The sequence below is a fragment of the Streptomyces sp. V4I2 genome, assembly GCF_030817655.1.
Lineage (GTDB): Bacteria > Actinomycetota > Actinomycetes > Streptomycetales > Streptomycetaceae > Streptomyces > Streptomyces plumbiresistens.
Window position 1 is genome coordinate 8,291,767 of record NZ_JAUSZM010000003.1, and the last position, 19,855, is coordinate 8,311,621.

General features: G+C 68.6%; 18 protein-coding genes. 7 read left to right on the forward strand and 11 right to left on the reverse strand.

The window, feature by feature from the left end:
- Positions 1–16: 16 nt before the first annotated feature.
- Complete coding sequence (locus QFZ76_RS38935) at positions 17–736, reverse strand: SDR family NAD(P)-dependent oxidoreductase (RefSeq protein WP_307678070.1); 720 nt, start codon at positions 734–736, stop codon at positions 17–19.
- 88 nt (positions 737–824) lie between these two features.
- On the opposite strand from QFZ76_RS38935, the gene QFZ76_RS38940 reads away from it, so the two are divergent.
- Positions 825–1,433: a TetR/AcrR family transcriptional regulator gene (locus QFZ76_RS38940; protein ID WP_307678071.1), complete on the forward strand. Its 609-nt coding sequence runs from the start codon at positions 825–827 to the stop codon at positions 1,431–1,433.
- A 213-nt stretch (positions 1,434–1,646) separates the two neighbouring features.
- On the opposite strand, the gene QFZ76_RS38945 is transcribed toward QFZ76_RS38940, so the two are convergent.
- Complete coding sequence (locus QFZ76_RS38945) at positions 1,647–2,570, reverse strand: helix-turn-helix domain-containing protein (RefSeq protein ID WP_307678072.1); 924 nt, start codon at positions 2,568–2,570, stop codon at positions 1,647–1,649.
- A gap of 173 nt (positions 2,571–2,743) precedes the next feature.
- On the opposite strand from QFZ76_RS38945, the gene QFZ76_RS38950 reads away from it, so the two are divergent.
- Together QFZ76_RS38950 and QFZ76_RS38955 are read left to right on the forward strand one after the other, a co-directional pair.
- The gene (locus QFZ76_RS38950; protein ID WP_307678073.1) at positions 2,744–4,090 is read left to right on the forward strand and encodes an aldehyde dehydrogenase family protein; all 1,347 of its coding nucleotides are present in this window, start codon (positions 2,744–2,746) and stop codon (positions 4,088–4,090) included.
- Between the two features lie 157 nt (positions 4,091–4,247).
- On the forward strand, positions 4,248–5,360 hold the full coding sequence (locus tag QFZ76_RS38955; RefSeq protein ID WP_307678074.1) for an alkene reductase: 1,113 nt from the start codon (positions 4,248–4,250) through the stop codon (positions 5,358–5,360).
- Positions 5,361–5,817: 457 nt separating this feature from the next.
- Here QFZ76_RS38955 and QFZ76_RS38960 read toward each other — a convergent pair whose 3' ends face one another.
- Positions 5,818–6,120, reverse strand: a complete 303-nt coding sequence (locus tag QFZ76_RS38960) for a hypothetical protein (protein ID WP_373464417.1) — start codon at positions 6,118–6,120, stop codon at positions 5,818–5,820.
- Between the two features lie 407 nt (positions 6,121–6,527).
- On the opposite strand from QFZ76_RS38960, the gene QFZ76_RS38965 reads away from it, so the two are divergent.
- The 4 genes from QFZ76_RS38965 to QFZ76_RS38980 all read left to right on the forward strand — a co-directional run bounded on the left by QFZ76_RS38965 (position 6,528) and on the right by QFZ76_RS38980 (position 9,752).
- A complete protein-coding gene (locus tag QFZ76_RS38965; protein WP_373464418.1) occupies positions 6,528–6,878 on the forward strand; it encodes an ATP-binding protein in 351 nt (116 codons plus the stop codon).
- Positions 6,879–7,007: 129 nt separating this feature from the next.
- On the forward strand, positions 7,008–8,084 hold the full coding sequence (locus tag QFZ76_RS38970) for a TIR domain-containing protein (protein ID WP_307678076.1): 1,077 nt from the start codon (positions 7,008–7,010) through the stop codon (positions 8,082–8,084).
- 234 nt (positions 8,085–8,318) lie between these two features.
- The gene (locus tag QFZ76_RS38975; protein ID WP_307678077.1) at positions 8,319–8,978 is read left to right on the forward strand and encodes a ThuA domain-containing protein; all 660 of its coding nucleotides are present in this window, start codon (positions 8,319–8,321) and stop codon (positions 8,976–8,978) included.
- Between the two features lie 234 nt (positions 8,979–9,212).
- The gene (locus QFZ76_RS38980; protein ID WP_307678078.1) at positions 9,213–9,752 is read left to right on the forward strand and encodes a peptidoglycan-binding protein; all 540 of its coding nucleotides are present in this window, start codon (positions 9,213–9,215) and stop codon (positions 9,750–9,752) included.
- Between the two features lie 54 nt (positions 9,753–9,806).
- On the opposite strand, the gene QFZ76_RS38985 is transcribed toward QFZ76_RS38980, so the two are convergent.
- The 8 genes from QFZ76_RS38985 to QFZ76_RS39020 all read right to left on the reverse strand — a co-directional run bounded on the left by QFZ76_RS38985 (position 9,807) and on the right by QFZ76_RS39020 (position 19,458).
- Positions 9,807–10,271 (reverse strand): helix-turn-helix transcriptional regulator, encoded by a 465-nt coding sequence (locus QFZ76_RS38985; protein ID WP_307678079.1) that lies wholly within the window; start codon positions 10,269–10,271, stop codon positions 9,807–9,809.
- A gap of 217 nt (positions 10,272–10,488) precedes the next feature.
- Positions 10,489–11,532, reverse strand: coding sequence for a LacI family DNA-binding transcriptional regulator (locus tag QFZ76_RS38990; protein WP_307678080.1), 1,044 nt, complete (start codon positions 11,530–11,532; stop codon positions 10,489–10,491).
- Between the two features lie 183 nt (positions 11,533–11,715).
- Positions 11,716–13,302, reverse strand: coding sequence for a family 43 glycosylhydrolase (locus tag QFZ76_RS38995; RefSeq protein WP_307678081.1), 1,587 nt, complete (start codon positions 13,300–13,302; stop codon positions 11,716–11,718).
- Positions 13,303–13,378: 76 nt separating this feature from the next.
- A complete protein-coding gene (locus QFZ76_RS39000) occupies positions 13,379–14,305 on the reverse strand; it encodes a carbohydrate ABC transporter permease (protein ID WP_266449545.1) in 927 nt (308 codons plus the stop codon).
- Positions 14,305–15,189, reverse strand: coding sequence for a carbohydrate ABC transporter permease (locus tag QFZ76_RS39005; protein WP_266449548.1), 885 nt, complete (start codon positions 15,187–15,189; stop codon positions 14,305–14,307). The genes QFZ76_RS39000 and QFZ76_RS39005 overlap by 1 nt, the downstream gene beginning before the upstream one ends.
- A 10-nt stretch (positions 15,190–15,199) precedes the next feature.
- Positions 15,200–16,534, reverse strand: coding sequence for an ABC transporter substrate-binding protein (locus QFZ76_RS39010; protein ID WP_307678082.1), 1,335 nt, complete (start codon positions 16,532–16,534; stop codon positions 15,200–15,202).
- Between the two features lie 388 nt (positions 16,535–16,922).
- The gene (locus QFZ76_RS39015; protein WP_307678083.1) at positions 16,923–18,011 is read right to left on the reverse strand and encodes a LacI family DNA-binding transcriptional regulator; all 1,089 of its coding nucleotides are present in this window, start codon (positions 18,009–18,011) and stop codon (positions 16,923–16,925) included.
- Positions 18,012–18,444: 433 nt separating this feature from the next.
- On the reverse strand, positions 18,445–19,458 hold the full coding sequence (locus QFZ76_RS39020) for a hydroxyacid dehydrogenase (protein WP_307678084.1): 1,014 nt from the start codon (positions 19,456–19,458) through the stop codon (positions 18,445–18,447).
- Positions 19,459–19,855 lie beyond the last annotated feature (397 nt).

Sequence of the window (19,855 nt, forward strand, 5' to 3'; positions counted from 1 at the left end):
GGGTTTTCTATGGGGTTCAGAGCTCGGCGACGACGCGTCGCAGTGTGCCCGGCGCGATGCGCAGCATGGCGGGCATGACTTTCGTCTGACCGGGGAATGCCATGTTCCGCCCCCGCCGAAGAGCCTTCATCGTGACCGCCGCCACCTGCTCGGGAGTCAGTTTCTTCCCCGTGGCTTCGGCGTTCATGGGCGTGTCCGTAGACGGTGGGAGGACCTCGAGGACGTGGGTGCCCTGCGGGGCGAGTTGACGGCGCAAGCCATCCGCAAAGCCGTGCAGGCCGGCCTTCACCGCGCCGTGAGTAGGCGCGCGAGTGGGCGAGACCAAAGCGAACCCCGAGGTGATGAATACGATCGCGTCGGGCGATGGCCACCGCTCGAGCACTTCACCCGTCAAGTGGATGGGGGCGCTGAGATTCAACGCCACCTCGGCATCGAGCGTCGCATTGGGGTTCTTGCCGGCGGCATAGTCTCGTTCCTCGAACGTACCGGCGTTGTTGACCAACACGTCCAAACGCCCAAAGCGATCAGCGACTGCTTGCAACAACGCTGCCCGATCAGCTGCGTCCGTCACATCAGCCCGCACGGCCAGCGCCTGAGGGTGTGCCTGCGCGAATCGGTCAAGCGCAGCCTGCGAACGCCCGCAAACGACGACAGACGCCCCGAGCTCCACGAAGGACTGCGCGAGGCTCAAGCCGATGCCTGAGGTTCCGCCAGTGATGAGCACGGTCTGTGACATGATGTCGCCTCTCCGTATACCGTACCGATTGGTACGAAACACTTTAGCACATCCGTACCGATCGGTACCGAAGGGGTAGGATGAAGAAATGAGCTCGACGACACCGGTCCCTCCTGGCAGGCCTCGCGCGTTCGACATCGACGAGGCACTCGATCGTGCAGTCCTGGTGTTCTGGTCAAAGGGTTTCGAGGGTGCCAGCCTTGACGACCTCACCGAGGCGATGGGTATCAGCCGCCCCAGCCTGTACAGGGCGTTCGGCAGCAAAGAAGACCTCTTCCACAAGGCGCTGGAGCGGTACACCGAGGGCTTGACCGCCTACTTCGCCCGAGCTCTGGCAGAGCCCACAAGTGCAGCAGTGGCTACTGCCGTGCTCCACGGGACGGTCGAGGCGGCAACCATGCCGGGATTCCCCACGGGCTGTCTTGGCGTGCAGGGTGCGTTGGCTACCGGGGATGACAGCCGCCCAGTCCGAGACGCACTCATCGCATGGCGCGAGGACGGGATAGCCCACTTGACGCGCCGGTTTCAACAGGCGGTGGACGCCGGTGACCTTCCGCCTGCCACAGATCCTCATCTCCTCGCGCTCTACCTGAGAACAGTCGCCAATGGGATTGCCGTCCAGGCCGCGAGTGGTAGTTCCCGCCCTGAGCTGCTGCAAGTCGCGAACCTCGCGTTGGGCAGCTGGCCAAAGCCGTAGTCAGCCAGTCAGCCCGGGATCTGCGCACGTACTTCGGTTTTCCGTGGTTCGCGCGAGGCCGGCGTGACTGGCGCGACGGGCGGAGGAGCTGCGGGTGCGGCGGTAGTGGGCGGTTCCGAGGGTGCGCGGGATGCCGACGCTTCGACGGGGGCTGGCGAGACAGCGCGTGCCTGGGCCGAGGCACGCAGTCAACTACCGATGATCAACTGTTCATCAAGCCGTGCGTGCCGGCGGCATCCCGGCTCCCGCCCTTGTCGCGTCGGTGCCCCAGCTGGCCAGCAGTCTTAGTGCCTCCGCCGACGGGGAACCGGGTTCGGCGTGGTACGTCGCCAGCGTCTGTTCGTGGTCGTCGGCCAGGTGGAACGACTCGAGGCGGAGATCGAGTTCGCCGACGAGCGGGTGGTGCAGGCGCTGGATGCCGTGGCACCTCTCCTTGACGTCGTGGGCGGCCCACAGCCGCCGGAACTCCTCGCTCTTCACGGAGAGTTCGCCCACGAGCGCGGACAGCCGGGGGTCGTTGGGATGGGAGCCGGCGTCCATGCGCAGCTGAGAGACGACGTCATTCGCTTTTTGCTCCCAGTCCACGAACAGGTCGCGGTACTCGGGCCTGAGGAACACCAGCCGCGCCCAGTTCCGCTCGTGCTCGGGCAGCTCGGCCCAGTCGCCGAAGACCGCCGCGGCCATCCGGTTCCAGGCGAGGATGTCCCCCCGCCGCCCCACGAGGATCACCGGGCCGCCTTCCATGGTGTCCAGCAGCGTCCGCAGGGGGCCCCGCACCCGCTGGGTGCGGCCGGCCGGCTTCTTCTTCTGCCGTTTCGGCTTCGCCAGGTGCGTGAGGTGCGCGTGCTCGGCGTCGCTCAGCCTGAGCGCGCGGGCGATGGCGTCGAGGACCTCCGCCGACACGTGCCGCCCGTTGCCCTGCTCCAGCCGCGTGTAATACGCCACCGACACCCCGGCCAGCTGCGCCAGCTCCTCGCGGCGCAGCCCCGGCACCCGCCGGTACCGTCCGAAGCTCCGCAGCCCCACATCCTCCGGCTTCAGCCGGGCCCGCCGGGTGCGCAGGAACTCGCTGAGCTCGGCACGCGGGTCCAGAGAGTTGGCGGCGGGCTCGTGCACCGGTTCGGGGTATTCGTCCATGCCTCGAGTATCCACGGTCGCACGCACACCAGCCTGACCCAGCCAGTGGTAGGCATCGCCGGCATACGCAAAGCCGTGACCTGGGTGAATACCGGACCGCCCAGCACGCTGAAGACCGTGCCCGGCTGGAAGGCAGCCGGGGCGTGGCTTGCATCAAGAACGGAGCACACCCCATGACCGCAACACAGGCGACCGAGTCGAGGACGCACCAGAGCGAAACGGCCGCGGAGGTGGTCGGCCGCCTTCGTGCGACCTTCAACACCGGCGTCACCCGCGGACTGGACTGGCGCATCAACCAGCTGCAGCGGCTGCGGGCACTGCTGGTCGAAAACGAGCAGGAGCTGATCGAAGCGCTCTGGGCGGACCTGAGGAAGAACCCCGCCGAGGCCAAGACGCAGGAGATCGACTTCACCGTCGCCGACATCGACGAGACGCTCGCGAATCTCGAGAGCTGGCTTCAGCCTCGCCCGGTGGAGGTTCCCGCCCGCTTCGGTCCCACGACAACGGCCTACACCACGTACGACCCGCTCGGGGTCGTCCTGGTGATCGCCCCGTGGAACTTCCCGCTGCACCTTCTCATCGACCCCATCATCGGCGCCCTGGCCGCCGGGAACACCGTGGTGGCCAAGCCGAGCGAGATCTCGGTGCACACATCGGCGGTCGCTTCACGCCTCCTGCGAGAGTACTTCGACCCTGACGTGCTCTCGGTGGTCGAGGGGGGCGCCGAGGAGACCACGGCCCTCCTGGCAGAGCGTTTCGACCACATCTTCTACACGGGCAACGGCACCGTCGGCCGGATCGTCATGGCCGCAGCAGCCAAGAACCTCACCCCCGTCACGCTCGAACTCGGAGGCAAGTCACCGGTCTTCGTCGCGCCCGACGCCGACGTGGACGAGACCGCCAAGCGGCTGGTCGGCGGCAAGTTCGGCAACGCGGGACAGCAGTGCATAGCCCCCGACTACGTGCTGGCCGATCCCGCCACCGCCGCCGCACTGGTTCCCGCCCTGCGTGCGGCTATCGAAGCCCAGTTCGGCACCAGCCCGCAGACCTCAGCCGACTTCGGCCGGATCATCAACGAGCGGCACTTCGACCGGCTCACGCGTCTCCTGGACTCCGGCCGGGCGGCGGTGGGAGGCCGGCACGACCGCGACGACCTGTTCATCGCACCGACCGTGCTCACCGATGTCGACCCCGCATCGCCGGTCATGCAGGAGGAGATCTTCGGCCCGATCATCGCCGTCGTCGAAGTCGAAGACCTCGATGCCGCCATCGCCTTCATCAACGAACGCGACAAGCCCCTCGCGCTCTACGCCTTCACCACCTCCGAGGCCACCAAGTCGCGCCTGTTGAACGAGACGTCCTCCGGCGGCGTCGCCTGGGGCCAGCCGGTGATGCAACTGCTCATGCCCGGCCTGCCTTTCGGTGGCGTCGGCGAAAGCGGCATGGGCCGGTACCACGGCCGGTACTCCCTCGAGACGTTCAGCCACCTCAAGGGTGTCGCGGACGTCCCGCTCAGCTAGCCTCGCGCTTTCTGCCGACACCGACGCCGACGGCATGCGGCTCTCACCGCGTTCGCCGCCGACACCACCCACACCCCGATCCGCCGGGACAGCGTGGACCCCCTGCGTCGCAGACCTTCATCCCGTTTTCCTCCGTAGTGCAGAAAGAAAGCAACCCATGCCTGTCAACACTTCAGAAGTTTCGCCCGTCCCGTCACTTTTCTCCCCCGTCTCTCTCGGGAAGATCGAGCTCGCCAACCGCATCGTCATGGCACCGCTGACCCGGGTCCGGGCCGGTTCCTCCGGCATCCCCGGGGATCTGATGGTCGAGTACTACCGACAGCGGGCGAGCGTCGGAATGATCATCACCGAGGGCACCTACCCCGACCACGCGTCGCAGGGATATGTCGGTGAGCCGGGCATCGCCACCGACGAGCAGGCGGCCGGCTGGCAGCGGGTGTTCGAGGCGGTGCACGCCGAGGGCGGCCGCATCGTCCTGCAGATCATGCACGCCGGCCGCGGCACCCACCCCGACATCAACGGCGGCCGCCGCATCCTCGCCCCCAGCGCGATCGCCATCGACAACAAGACGTTCACCGAGAAGGGCGAGCAGCCCTACCCCGTACCGGAAGCGATGACCACCGCAGAGATCCGGGCAGCCGTGGAGGACTTCGTCGCCGCGGCCCGCCGGGCCATCGAGGCGGGAGCGGACGGCGTGGAAATCCACGGCGCCAACGGCTACCTGCTCCAGGAGTTCCTCTCCCCGGCGGCCAACCAGCGCACCGATGGCTACGGCGGCTCGCCGCACAACCGCGCCCGCTTCGTCGTCGAGGTCGTCACGGCGGTCGCCCAGGCCGTCGGTGCCGAGCGGGTCGGGCTGCGGATCTCGCCGGAGGTCGACCTCGGGGACGTCTTCGAGACCGACCGGGACGACGTCCTGGCCACCTACGGCACCCTGCTCGACCAACTGCGCCCGCTGGGCCTGGCCTACCTCTCCGTACTGCACGCCGAGCCGGGCGGCGACCTGGTACAGGAGCTGCGGCGGCGCTTCGACGGCAAGCTGATCGTCAACAGCGGCCCCTTCGGGGGGCAGACCACCCGCGAGCAGGCGCTCCAGCAGATCGAGGCCGGCCACGCCGACGCCGTGGCCGTGGGCCGGGCCCTCATCGCCAACCCCGACCTGGTCGAGCGCTGGCAGGGCGGCCACCCGGAGAACGAGCCGCGGCCGGAACTGTTCTACGGGCCGGGCGCCGAGGGCTACACCGACTACCCCTTCCTCGAAGCAGCCTGAGGCCCACGGCCACGCCTGTCCATGCGGCAGCCCCACTCACCCATGGACAGGCGCCCGACCGGCGACACTGTGCCCGCCTCTTTGAGCCCGCGGTCACACCGGCGATCATCGGCTCGAGGACCGTCGGGTCCGTCAGGGCGTTGACGGTCCGCAGGTTCCTGGTCAGCAGCCTGCGTTCGGTGACCTCGTCGAGCACATCGCTCTTGTGCGTGGCCACCGCGGCGGCCTTCGGCCACAGCTGACGCCTATGACAGTTTTCCGGCGGCGGCCCATCCACCAGGTCCGCCTTTTGTAAGGGAGTCCGTCGCCGATATCCGTCCCCGCTGTACACGGCGCCCATACCGTCCAGCCCGAACGCTGGGAACGGGGGTGACGAAAGAGGCTGTCGGCAGGACGGCATCTGGGTCTGGATGGGGTGGTGGACTACTTCACCTTGTCCGGCGACGAGGCGGGCTGGTTACGGAACAAAAGCGGCGCCACCGTCCAGGCCGACCTGACTCTTGGCGGCCTGGAAGCACTCCTCGACGCTCCAACGGACACCGGCGACGTGGACCAACTCGGACAGGGCGACCTCAGTGGGCGACCAGCACAGGTAGAAGGCGAGTTCACGTGTAGTCCGGTTGCGTCGGATCAGCAGGTGACGATGGACACCGGTGCCGGTGTGGATCCACGCCCAGTCGTAGACGCGCGGGCCCTTCGCTCCCCGCTCCAGGCGTGCGCGCAACTGCGGGTCCTGGCCGTAGGCTTCGTCGCCGGTCACCCACGACGCGGTCACTCCGGCGTCCAACGCGGCGACGATCATCTCCCCGGCCAGGTGGGGCCTGGCGGCGTGAAGATCGAGATCTTCTCGGGTAGCGCCTGCACACCCTGACCTGCAGCGACCGCGTCGAGCAGATCTATCCCGCGCTCCAGGCCGGCTGACACAGCCCGGAACCCGTGAGGGGCCTCCCGAAGTGGACCCCGTGAGGCCGGCAAACGGGCTGAGAGCCCCTCAGGGCGCCCACCATCTTCATCGCCGAGGCATTCCTCCGAGACCGTCGAGTCGTGGTGCTCATGTGGTCCAACTCCCCACCTGCGGGCGTACGTTCACTGTCGCGTACTCGTAGAGACAAGCTGTATGAGTACGCGGACTGTCACATCATGGGCACGGAGCGTCACTCTCGTAACGTGAACACGGAAACTCACCCCCCGTCCCCACGTGAGCGCTTCTACCGCCGCGAACGCCAGTCCGTCCCCGCCGCCCGTGCGTTCACGCGCGACGCACTCGTCGACTGGGGTGTGCGCGAGCGGTCGTACGACATCGTGGCGTGCGTCAGCGAACTCGCCACCAACGCCCTGGTCCACGGCGTACCGCCGGGCCGCGGTTTCCTGCTCCGCCTGCTGCCGTTGCCGTACGAGGGCGGGGTGCGCGTCGAGGTGCACGACAGCGGGGGAGGCGTGCCGGCCGTACCCCAGGCGGAGGCGCCGGACGAGGGTGGGCGCGGGCTGTTGCTGGTGTCGGAGCTGGCGGACAAGTGAGGGGTGGGGGAGAGGGCGCCGGGGAAGGTCGTGTGGTGCGAGTTCGCGGCCTGTTCTTCGGGCTGAGCGACGCGGCGAAATTCACGACTCCGTGGAGCAGTCGACGTCGGTCCAGGTCGCCAGGAGGTCATGGCAGACGACGGTGAGCGTGCCGTTCCAGAACGCGGGTTCGTGGCTGCAGCCATTCTTGTGGGGCAGGATCTCGTCGAGGATCACTGCCCCGAGGTTCGTCCAGTTGTCGGCTTCGGGCCCTCGAACCAATTGGGGCAGTATCGTGCCGATGGCGCGACCGCGACCTCTACGGGGACGGAACGAATGACTGGGGGCGGCGAATTGGGTACGGACAGTCCGATCAAGGACCCGAAGATCTTCATCTCCTACCGTCGTATCGATACGAAGACGAGGGTGACGTCGCTGGCTCGTGACCTGTCGCTGAAGTTCGGCCCGAACGCCATCTTCGTGGACACAGACAAGATCCGTGCGGGCAACAAGTGGCGAGAGGAGATCGAGGCGGCCCTCGACGCGGCCGACGTCCTGCTCGTGGCCATCGGAGATAAGTGGCTTAGCGCGACTGATCTTTACTACCGGCGCCGAATCGACAATGAGGACGACTGGGTGCGCCGCGAGATTTTCTCGGCGCTGGCGTCCAAGAAGGCGATCATCCCCATCCGCTTCGACGGCCAGGCAAGTCTCGAACGAGAGGCCTTGCCGGAGGAGTTGTGGCAGCTGGCCGACCTCCAGTCGATAGAGCTGCGCGAAAGCGACTGGCACGAGGACTTCGAAAAAATCATCCGACGGCTGGGAGATTTCGGTTTCACCAGTTCGGCCCAGATCGTTCCGTATCCGAATCCGGTGATCAAGGAACCGGTAGCCTCCGAGGCGGAGATCAAGGAGTTCCTGCGGCGCTATCCGGAGTGGAAGGTGCAGTATCGCCCCCACCCCACCGATCCCGGCGCCCAACGCAGGGGAATTGGTGCCACCCTGACCTTCCGTAACTTTCGCGACGCGGTCCATTTCATGGCAACCGCGGCCTGGGGAGTCGATGAGCGCAACCACCATCCCGAATGGGAGAACATCTGGAAGTCCGTGGTCATCTGGATCACCCAGTTCGACATCGGCGGCGACATCACCGGCCGCAACATCGAACTCGCCGAATACCTCATGTCCGTCTACGAGCCCTACGCGAAGACCCTCTACCCCACCTAGTCCTTGGACGCCCCCAGGCCAACTCCTGGGCTCGGCGCTATCCAGCTCCTGACAAGCGCGGGGAGAGCAGCACATCTGGCTTGTCGGGCGCGTCCCGCCCACCGACCAGCTTCTCGTGCCGCGCCGGCGTGAAACGACCTGCTGTCCCGCCCCGGTTGACGATCTTCCGCAGTGACCTCCCGAGCTTCGCACATGGGGGTGACAGGCCCGGTGAAGTGCGTAAGGTCGGACGTCATGGCCCCCCGACTCCTCGTCCACACCCGCACCACCGCCTACCGCCACGACTCCATCCCGTACGCCGTGGCCGCCCTCCGCACCCTCGGGGAGTTCGACGTCGAGCACACCGAGGACCCCTCGGTCCTCGAACGGCCCCTGGACTCGTACGCCGCCGTCGTTTTCCTCTCCACCAGCGGCGAGATCCTCACCCCTGCCGGACGCGAGCGGCTGGCCGGGTACGTCGAGGCGGGCGGTGGGTTTGTCGGGGTGCATGCGGCGGCCTGTACGGAGTACGAGTGGCCGTACTACGGCGAACTCCTCGGTGCCCGCTTCGACCGGCACCCGGAGTTCCAGCCGGGCAGGGTCGTCGTGGAGGACCGTGCCCATCCGGCGACCCGGCACATGCCCAGCGTCTGGGAGTTCACCGACGAGTGGTACGACTTCCGGGCCAACCCGCGTGGTGCGGTACGGGTGTTGGCCCGCGCTGACGAGTCGTCGTACGACGGAGGCGGCATGGGGGCCGACCATCCGCTGGTGTGGTGCCGGGAGCAGGGGGAGGGGCGGGTCTTCTACACGGCCCTCGGGCACGCCTCCGAGGCATACGAGGATCCGGACTTCCGTACCCATCTGCTGGGCGGCATCAAGTGGGCGGCACGGCTGGAGAAGGACGCGGGCTGAGCGAAGAGAGCTCCGAACGGGCCCGCCGCGTCCCACCCCGTCCCACCTGGTCCCCCAACGGCCCGTCCTCGGCGGGGACGTCGCCGTACGGAGCGTGGATCGTCCCGTGCCGGTCCACGTATGCCGTCAGGCCTCGCCGTGCCGCCGTCCGACCGTGACGCTGTGTCGTGCCAAGTGAGGCGAGCCGCCCCAGGGGGGAACCACGGGGGTCGGCGGTTCGGAAAGGAAGACCGCATGAGCAAGCGCAATCGGGCTGTCGCCATGGCGTCGGCCGTTTTGCTGGTCGCCGGGGGTGCCGTAACGGCCATGGCGCCGGCGGCGAACGCCGCGGACTACCACGGCATCGACGGCAACAGCTACGTCTACGACGACTGGCAGGACGAGGAGAACCTCGGCGTCGACGACTACGCACAGAGCAACGCCACGGCCCTGTGGGAGACCGTCCTGTGGGCGGACGGTGCCATGTACGAGGACGAGGACGGTGACTGGCACCCCTTCAAGAAGAACAAGATCGACGGCTCGTTCGGCCCGGAGACCGAGTCGGCCACCCAGTGGTGGCAGAACCACTACGGCATCCCGGAGAACGACGGCGTCGTCACCGACGACTGCTGGCTGTCCGCCCAGAACCGGCTCAACGGCCCCTACGCGGGCGGCACCGTCCAGTACTGGGGCAGCGCCCGGACCGTCACCTTCAAGCGGGTCAGCGGCAAGTACCGGGTGAAGCTCAGGGGCACCGGCTCCTGGAAGATCGCGTACTACGACAAGGTCGGCTGACAGCACCGGGCACAGTCACAGTACTGATCCGGAGGGGGACGGGTGGCCGTGGGGTCATCCGCCCCCCTCCGGCAGTGCCCACAGCAGCCCCGCCGCCAGCAGCACGATGACGGCGAACGCGACCAGCGCCGCCGTCCGCCAGCGCCGGTACTCGGTGCCGGGCGGCAGCGGTGCGGCCTCGGGCGACCCGGTCGGCACCGCGGCACCACGCGCTCCGGCAAAAGGCATCCCCGCAACAGGCGCCGCCGCTCCGTGCGGCCAGGTCGAGTGGGCCAGCTCCCACAGCGCCAGCAGCCGCGCCTGGTCCGCTCCCGCGACCCGGCACAGCGCCTGGACCGCGCCCCTCGGCGGCTGTTTGGTCCCGCTGAGATACCGCTGCCAGGACGATTTGCTGTACGCGGTCCGCCGCGCCAGTTCCGCGAGGCTCAGACCCGTACGGTCCTTGAGATCACGGAGTTGCTCGACCAGGTGCCGTGCCTCCCTCGGCAGCACATCCGGCAGCGGCCGCCAGCGTGTCATGGTCGTCCCCCCAGCACTCGCCGCCGCTCCGCCCCCGAGCAACGGCCCCCCACCCCGCCGCATCCTTCGACGCCCGGCCGACCCGGCCAGTTCCCTCCCTCCGTATATGAGCAGAAGTGAGCGAATCCGGCGGTCGGTGGCCCATGCAGGCGTCCGGAACGGCGTACGTACGTGAGTGTGCCGCCGGGTGAGGCCGGCGCGGACTCTGCCGAAGCACCTAGACCCGCGGCCCCGCCGTACTCGCCCGCTCCACCAGCCGCGTCGACAGTTCCGTCCGCGTACTCTCCGGCCGGTCCCCGTCCATCATCCGCACCAGCAGCCGCAGCGCCGTCGCCGCCATCTCCGACAGCGGCTGGCGGACCGTGGTGAGGGCCGGGGTGAGCCAGCGGGCTTCGGGGAGGTCGTCGAAGCCTACGACGCTCATGTCGTCCGGCGCGGTCAATCCCCGTTCGCCCAGCGCCTCGTAGACGCCTAGGGCCATCCGGTCCGAGCAGACGAAGACGGCCGTGGGCGGCTCGGGCAGGTCGAGGAGTTCGCGCATGCGGCTGCGGGCGATGCTCTCGTCGAAGCCGGCGTGCCGGACGTACTCGGGACGCTGCCGTACGCCCGCCGAAGCGAGCGCCGAGCGGTAGCCGGCGACGCGTGCGCTGCTGCACATCTTGCGCTGGTGACCGGCGATGACGGCGATGCGCTCGTGGCCCAGGGCGAGCAGGTGCTCGGTCGCCGTCACTCCGCCGTGCCAGTTCGCCGCGCCCACCGACACCACGCCGGGCGGCGGGTCGAGGACGGGGTCGATCATCACGTACGGAATGCGGTGCTGGTCCAGCCAGGCGTACTGGGAGTCGGTGAGCTCGGCCAGGTTGAACAGCACGCCCGAGGAGCCGCGGGCGATGAGCTTGTCTAGCCAGCCGCGTTCCGGGCGGCCGGCGCGGGTCCTGGTCAGGCCGGCCGACACCACCACTTCGAGACCCGCGTCGTGCGCCGCCGCCTCCACTCCGTGCAGCACCGCACCCGACCAGGAGCTCTCCAGCGAGTGCACGACCAGGTCGACCAGCCCCGACGCCTTCCCCACGTCGAAGCGGGGTCTGCGGACGTAACCGAGCCGGTCCAGCGCCTCCGTGACCCGGCGGCGGGTCTCGGGGGCGACGTCCTCCCGGCCGTTGACGACCTTGGAGGCGGTGGGTACGGACACCCCCGCCTCGCGGGCCACGACCGCCAGGGTCGGCCCGGCCGTCACGCTCGCAGTCTCCGTACGGACCATCGGGAACCACCTCTCCGGCCCGCCCGAGGGCCATGAAAAGTTTCGACAGCGCTGCTTCCGAGGGTCGGAAGACCCCTGGATAGTAAGCGCTCTCTATCTACCCTAGGTTCGCCGCAGGACCTCGGGAAGAGGCCGGGGTTCGCAGGTCTGCGCCGGGCCGGACTTTCGAAACTTCGAACACGGTTAGCGGCAGTCGAGGCGGAATCCCGTGAAGTCGGCCGTGAACCCCGCGTCGACGAGGTCCACGGCATGGATTCCGGCCATCGCCCCGGTGAAGCGCAGCTTCGATCCGTGGTCGTCGGAGAGCCTGCCGAAGTCGAGCGGCGACCCGACCGGCGTGCGCACACCGTCCCGGACGTACCAGAACCGCGCCTCGGCGCCATCGGTCGTCACACCGAGCGTGAGCGCCCGGTCAGCGTCGACGTCCACGACCGCCACCTGGCGCGTGCCCGCCTCGTCCCGTTCCACCAGGCTGAGCACCGTACGCCCGCCGCCCCGCCACTGCTGGCCGCACTGCTCCTCGCCCTCGGGCTCCGCCCAGGTCAGGTCGAGGGCGAGATACGCCTCGGTGTTGTACCAGAGCACCAGCCCGGCGGCCTGTGTGAAGGTCCGGGGCCGTGCCTCGACGGTGACCTCGGCCTCGGCGCGGTGCTCGGTGATCCGCTGGGCCAGCAGACTGTGCGCCCACCACGACTCGGGCCCGTGCCGGCCGCGCAGCCGGATCCGGCCGGGGTGACTGGTGGCGTCCGCCCAGGAGGGGTCGGGGGCGGCGCGCAGGGTGCTCCACGGCCAGCCCAACGGGTCGGCGGAGTCCGCGCGTCGGCCCAGTGGCCGCGGCTCTGTCGGTATGTCGACCTCGACCGCAGGATGCGCACCCCCGTGTCGCATCCTGGGCCAGCCCTCCGTGTCCCACGTCACCGCCTGGATCGCCGTCTCGCGGCCCAGCGTGCAGCGTGGTCCGTCCGGTGTCGGCAGCGGACGGGCCGCCAGGTGACTCAGCACCCAGTCGCCGCCCGGAGTCCGGACCAGCTCACCATGCCCGGCCTTCTGCAGCGGCAGCGACGGATCGTCCCGGGACGTCAGCAGCGGGCGGTCGTCGAGTACGTACGGCCCGGTCAGCTCACGGCTGCGCGCCACCAGGACCCCGTGCTCGAAGCCCGTGCCGCCCTCCGCCAGGACCAGGTAGTACCAGCCGTCGCGCCGCACCACCTTCGGCCCCTCCACCAGTCGTTCGTGCTGGAGCAGCAGGTGGGTGTCGCCGATCGGGCTCAGCGTCTCCCGGTCCAGCTCGGTCAGCACGATCCCGGCGAAGCGCCTGCCGCTCGGCCGATGGTCGTTCTGCAGGTTCAGCAGCCACACCCGGCCGCCCTCGTGGAAGAGCGCGGGGTCGAAGCCGTGGCTGGCGATGCGACGCGGTGAGGACCACGTGCCGTCCACGTCCGTGGCCGTCGTGACGTAGGTGTCCGTGTCGAAGTACGGCGTGCCGACCGAGCGGACGATCGAGTAGACCATCCAGAAGCGGTCCCCGTCCCAGCTCAGCGAGGGGGCCCAGATGCCGCCCGAGTCGGGTACCCCGGCCAGTGAGTCGCCGGGAGCCGCGCCCCGGACATGGCCCGCGTACTCCCAGTCCGCCAGGTCCCGCGAGCGGTGGATCGGGATCGTCGGGAACCACTCGAAGGAACTCGTCGCCACGTAGTACCAGTCGTCCACGCGGACCAGGGAGGGGTCCGGGGCGAAGCCACGGATGACGGGATTGCGCAGCCGGGTCACGTCAGGGATCCCGTCGTCCTGGTCGCTTCGGGGCTCTCTGCGGCACGGTCACTCGAGGTGCCCAGCGGCGGCAAGGTCACTTGAGGGCTCCCATCGTCACGCCGCTCCGCCAGTACCGCCGCATCGCGATCATCATGATCGCCATCGGCACGATGGAGAGCAGCGCACCCGTCAGGACGAGACTCGTCAGGTCGACGCCGGACTCCTGACGCTTGCCGGACCAGTTGTACAGGCCCAGGTTGAGGGTCCAGTTCTCCTCGCCGCGCAGGACGGTGAGCGGCAGGAAGAAGGCGTTCCAGGTGTTCACGAAGGCCAGCAGGAACACCGTCGCGCCGCCGGTCGTCATCATCCGCAGCACGATGCTGAAGAAGATCCGCAGCTCACCGGCGCCGTCGATGCGGGCCGCCTCGAGCAGCTCGAAGGGAATCGTGGCCTCGGTGTACACCTTGGCGAGGTACACGCTGAACGGGTTGATGAGGCAGGGGATCAGCATCGCCCAGGGCGTGTCGACCATGCCGATCTCCGAGAACAGCAGGTACAGCGGCAGGGTGAGCAGGGCGATCGGGATCAGGAACGAACCCACGACGCACGCGAACACGGCACCGCGGCCCGGAAAGTCGAAGCGGGCCAGGCCGTAGCCGGTGGCGAGGGCGATGAGGGTGCCGCCGAGGGAGCCGACACCCGCGTACAGGAACGAGTTGGCGGTCCAGCGCAGGAAGATGCCGTCGTCGTAGGTGAACACCTGGCGCAGGTTCTCCCACAGGTGCATGTCGGAGAACCACAAACCGTTGCTCTGGTAGAGCCCCACCCGGTCCTTGGTCGCGGCGATGATCAGCCAGTACACCGGGAACAGGCTGTATGCGCTGGCCAGGGCCAGACCGACGAGGAGGAAGCGCTGGCCGCCCCGGGAGCGCGCCGCCGGGTCCGGGCGGGTGAGCCGCCGCACGGTGCGCCCGCGCGGCCGCTCGGTGCTGTTCTCCGTACGGTTTTCCGTCAGGGCCATCAGTCCGCCTCCCTCGAGGTCAGCCGGTAGAAGAGGAAGGACGCGACGCCGAGGAACAGGGCGAGCAGCACGGACAGGGCCGCGGCGTAGTTGTAGTTGCCGGCGTTGAACGCCTGGTTGTAGATGATCATGATCGGGGCGAAGCTGTCGCTGATCGTCTGCGGAGTCACGTTCCGGAACAGCGCGGGCTCGTTGAAGATCTGCAGCATCTGGATGATCGACAGCAGCGCGGTCAGGACGAGCGCGCCGCGCACGAACGGAATCTTGATGCTCCGCGCGATCCGCAGCTCAGAGGCGCCGTCCAGCCGCGCGGCTTCGAACAGTTCGCGGGGCACGCCCTGGAGTGCCGAGTAGATGATCACCATGTTGTAGCCGATGCCGTGCCAGGTCAGCAGGTTGCCGATGGCCGGCCACACCATCGAGGGGGCGAAGAAGTTCCAGTCGAACCCGAACAGCTCGCCGAGAGGTGTCAGGGGACCCACCGCCGGGCTGTACAGGTTGATCCACACGATGGCCGCGACCACGCCGGGGATCATGTAGGGAACCAGCAGCAGGATCCGGAACCGGCCGGCCACCCGCGAAGTGACCGCGTCCAGGCAGAGCGCCAGCATCAGGCTCACGAACAGCATGAACGGGATCTGGACACAGGCGAACAGCACCACCCTCAGGATGGAGGTCATGAACGCCGAGTCGGTCAGGCCCTGCTGGTAGTTCTCCAGCCCGACGAACTCCGTGGTCGAGCCGCCGAGACCGAGTCCGGACTGCTTCTCCAGGTACAGCGACTGGTGGATCGCGTAGCCGATCGGAAGCAGGTAGAGGAAGACGAAGCCGAGCTGGAAGGGCACCGTGAAGGCGGCACCCTTCCAGCGCTGCGAGCGAATCATGAAGTGTGCCTCAGCCCTTGACGCTGATGCCGCGCTGCTTCAGGTCGTTGACCGTCCACTCCTGCATGTGCGCGAGCAGATCGGTGACCTTCTGCTTCTTGCCGACGACCGCGGCCCACTCGTCCTGCATCTCCGTGAACATCGCGGTCCAGTTCGGGCCGAAGGTCCAGTCGTCGGTGATGGTGCCCATGCTGTCCGTCACGACCTTCTGGGCCGGCCCGTAGTTCTTGCCCAGCAGCTTCTCGGGGATCGCCTCCGGGACGTACGAGCTGCTGTCGGCCACCGCGGGCATCACGCCGCTGCCGGTCTCCGGGCTCGCCATGGTCTTGACCGCACCGGCGTCGGTGGACATCCACAGGGCAGCCTGAGCGGCCTGTTCCTTGTTCTTGCACTGCTCGGTCACCAGCGTCAGCCCGCCACTCTGGTTGGTCCCGGCAGGAGTCTTGGGCGCCTCGCCGGTGAACGCCGGCCAGGGGGCCAGCGCCCACTTGCCGAAGGACTTGGTGAAGTTCTGCACCATGCCGGACATCTGCCAGGTGGAGATCTGCCGCGTTACGGTGCCGGCGTTGTCGTAGTTGCGCTGTACGGCCGCGTAGTCGGCGAAGGAGAGCTTGGAGTTGAGGTCGTTGTCGATGATCTCCTGGATCACCTTGGCGGCCTTCAGGGTGCCCGCGTCCTGGAAGTCCACCTTCCAGGAGCCGCCGTCGATCGCGTACCAGTGCGCCCCGGCCTGCATGGCGAGCACCTCCAGGGTGCTCGGGTCCTCACCGGCGTAGTTGGTGATCTTGATGTCGTGCTTCTTCAGTTCCTTGCCGGCGGCGATGAAGTCGTCCCAGGTCGCTGGCGCCTTCAGGCCGTACTTATCGAAGACGTCGGTGCGGTAGATGGTGAAGGCCGGCGCCGAGCTGGTGGGGATGCCGTAGACCTTGCCCTGGACCTGGCCGACGGCCCATGAGCCGGGGTTGAACTTGTCCTTGTCGGCCTCGACGTACTTGGTGATGTCGGCGAGGGCGCCCTGCGACACCCAGCTCGTGACGTACTCGCCGGTGTTCTGCAGCAGGCAGGGCGCGTTGCCGGCCTTGACCGCGTTGGTCAGCTGCTTCTGCATGGTCAGCTGGTCGGTGACCTTGGTGTACTTGAGCTGGACGTCCTTGTGCGAGGCGTTGAACGCCTTCACGACGGCCTCCTGGCCGTTCGCCCAGCCCCAGAAGGGGAGGGTGACCGGGCCGGACGACTTGGCGTCGTCGCCGGAGTCCGATCCGCCGCACGCGGAGAGCAGACCTGACAACGCGAGTCCCGCCACGGCTGCGCGGGCGAACCTTCTCCGGGGGCTGGTGAAGTTCATCTGACCGTGTTCCTTCGAAAAGTAGGGCGACTCAGAGGGGAGAGAACGGCGCCTCGATGTGGGCCGGGAACGGCGGCCGGAAACCATCGGCTCGCGGTTGCGGGGGGTCGGCCAAGCGGAAGCTGTAGTAAGCGGTTGCTGGGACGGTAGGACGACGATCCCGCTCATAGCAAGAGGTGCGCGCCAATTTGTTACGCCGGTTTGTCCGTGGGGTTATGTGCGGGTGCACACCTGCCGTGGCTGAGCAGGACCACATTTACGCAGGTCAGCAGCGCGGCGAGGGAATTCTGGCGGACCTCGACAGGTGTCCCCGGCGGACCGGGGACTCCGTCAAAAACTTCTAGAAAACGTTTACGAAACGATCTGCTTGCGGTGCTCGCTGCCTGCGTCAGCTGCGCCGGGCAGGCGGCTGCACCGAGTTCCGTACGACGACATGGGTGCCCAGCACGAGATGGTCGCCGTCGCTGCCCTTGCGGCGGCCCCCGCCGCCCTCCCGCCGGTCGGCGACCGCGCGCAGCGCGACCCGGCCCATCTCCTCGTACGGCACGTGCACGGTGGTGAGCTGCGGGGTGAGCTGGGACGCCAGCGGGATGTCGTCGTAGCCGACGATCGAGACGTCCTCGGGCACCCTGAGCCCGCCCGCACGCAGCGCCTGCATCGCGCCCGCGGCGACCACGTCGGTCCCGGCCAGCACCGCGGTGAAGTCGAGCCCGTCGCGCAGACTGTCCTCGACGGCCTCGTACCCGTGCTCGTAGTCGTACGGCCCGTGCCGCACCATGTCCGGGTCGAAGGGCACGCCGTACGCCTCGAAGGCCCGCCGTGCGCCTTTCAACCGGCCCTGGGCGGTGGTGAGTTCGGCGTGGCCCGGCAGCACCAGGACCTTGCGGTGGCCGGCCGAGAGCAGATGGCTGGCCATGGCGTAGGCGCCGCCCTCGTTGTCGTAGTCGACCGTCGTGGCCGGTACGTCGCCCTCCAGGGGCGGCCTGCCCACCAGAACCAGGTGGGAGCCGGCCGCGTCCAGGGAGCGGGCGAAGCGGGCCATGCGCAGCTGGTACTCGTCGTAGTCGTAGGCGCCGCCGAGCAACACCACGGCAGCCACGCCCTGCTGGCGCATGAGATTCACCAGCGCGAGCTCCCGCTCGGGATCGTCGCCGGTGGTCCCCACCAGGGACAGCCAGCCGCGCAGCGTGGCCGCGCCCTCGACGCCCTTCGCCACGTGGGCGAACGCGGCGCCGGTGATGTTGTTGATGAGGATCGCGACCGTCGGCGTACCGCCCCCGGCGAGGGAGCGGGCGTGCGCGTTGGTGACGTAGTCCAGGTCGCCGACCACCTTCATCACCCGGCGGCGCAACTCCTCCGAGACCGGGTAGTTGCCCGACAGGACCCGCGACACGCTCGCCACGGAGACCCCTGCCCGCTCCGCCACGTCGCGGATGGTGGCCCGTCCGGCGTCACCGGCCGCCTTGCGCTGACTCACCGTTGCGGCTCCTTCATCGTTGCGACTGCTGCGCCGGACGACCGTGGCCCGGGCTTTCCAGCGGAGGGTCGGGGTTTCCAGCGGAGGTTTGGGGGGCCGGCTCAGCACCGGTGCGGAAACCGTATCCCATGGTTTCCGCCGACGGTTTCCGCCGGGTGAGGGGAGCCGATCCCTGCGGACGAGGGGAACCGGTCCCCGCCGGACAAGGAGAACCGATCTTCGCCGGATGCGCTGAGCCGATGAGGCCGCGCACGGCAAGGGCCCACCAACGCCCACCACCCCCTGTCCCGGGCGCCGGCCGCGAGGGAGCGTGGAGACTCGAAGGGCTGAGCAGGGTCGGGCTCCCGGCACCGGCTTGGACGCCCCGTAGGCGACCGAGCCGTCGAACGCAGCGGCCCGGCTGCCGGATAGGGGGACCGACCGTCACCCATGACTACGCAACTCGCGCCAAGTCCGAGTGTCGTACCTCATGAGTCAGCGGAACCCCCGCCACCAGCCGTTCCAGCTCCTCCACGACGATCTGCCCGAGCCGTTCCAGTTCGTTGCCGAGCGATCCCGCGATGTGCGGGGTGAGGAAGACGTTGGGCAGCCGGTAGAGCGGGGAGCCCGCGGGCAGCGGCTCGGGCTCGGTGACGTCGAGGATCGCGTGCAGTCGGCCGGAGACCAGCTCGTCGGTGAGCGCGTCGTGGTCGATCAGGGCGCCGCGGGAGGTGTTGATGAGGACGCCGCCGTCCTTGATCAGGGCGAGTCTGCCGGCGTCGAGCATGCGGTAGGTCTCGGGGATGTCGGGGGCGTGCAGGGACACGATGTCGCTGTGTCTGAGCAGGTCGTCCAGCGGCAGCAGCTCGGCGCCCAGGGCGGCGGCCTCGGCGGCGCTGACGTACGGGTCGTGCAGCAGCACCGAGAAGTCGAACGGACGGAGCAGTTCGAGCAGTCGGCGGCCCACCCGGGACGCGCCGATGACGCCGATGCGGCGGCCGACGTTGCCGGTGTGCGCGGTGTCGGTGGGGGTCGGGTAGGTGTGGCCGGCGCGGAAGCGCTCGCGGTGGGTGAAGGTGTCCTTCCCCGCGAGCAGGATCATCGCGAGGGTGTACTCCGCGACCGGCAGGGCGTTGGCGGTCACCGCGCTGGAGACGGCGATCCCGCGCTTCCACAGTTCCTCGCCGACCAGCGAACGGACCGAGCCCGCGGCGTGCAGGACCGCGCGCAGCCGGGGTGCCGCGGCGAGGACGTCGGCGTCGAGGGCGGGGCAGCCCCAGCCGGTGATCAGGAACTCGGCCCGGGCCAGGGCGTCCGCCGCGGTCGGATCGGTGAAGTCCCGTACGACGAGGGCGGGGTCGAGGTCGGCGGCCTGCGTCAGCCGGGCCATGAGCGGCGGGGGGAAGAGCAGGGGGAGGTGTACCGGATCCATGGCGAACACGGCCCTGGGTGGCTGCGGGCTGGGCATGTCTCTCCTGACACACTGGATGGAAACATTTTCAGAAAGCGTCTTCTACCGTAGATCTGGCGATGACAGGCGGTCAATCGGCAGGATGGAGTGGTGAAGACGACGTTGGTCGGGCGTCGGTCGGGTTTGGCCGATGGTTCGGAGTGCCGGATGTCGTGAAATCGCTTACCGCGGCTTGCCATCGCGTGCCGCGGGTCCCCGGGAGCGTGCGCGGGGCTCCGGGTGGAGATCGGGCTGTCGGGCTGGGGCTAGAGGCTGGGCAACCGGTTCCCGACATCGGGCCTCCGGAACCGCCGTCCCGCTCCCGTTTCCTGCGCAGATCAGGCCGCGTTCCACCGGCCTGGCTCGGCCGGTCGGCCCATGACGTCGAGGTTACACAGTCTTTTCGAAAATTCGC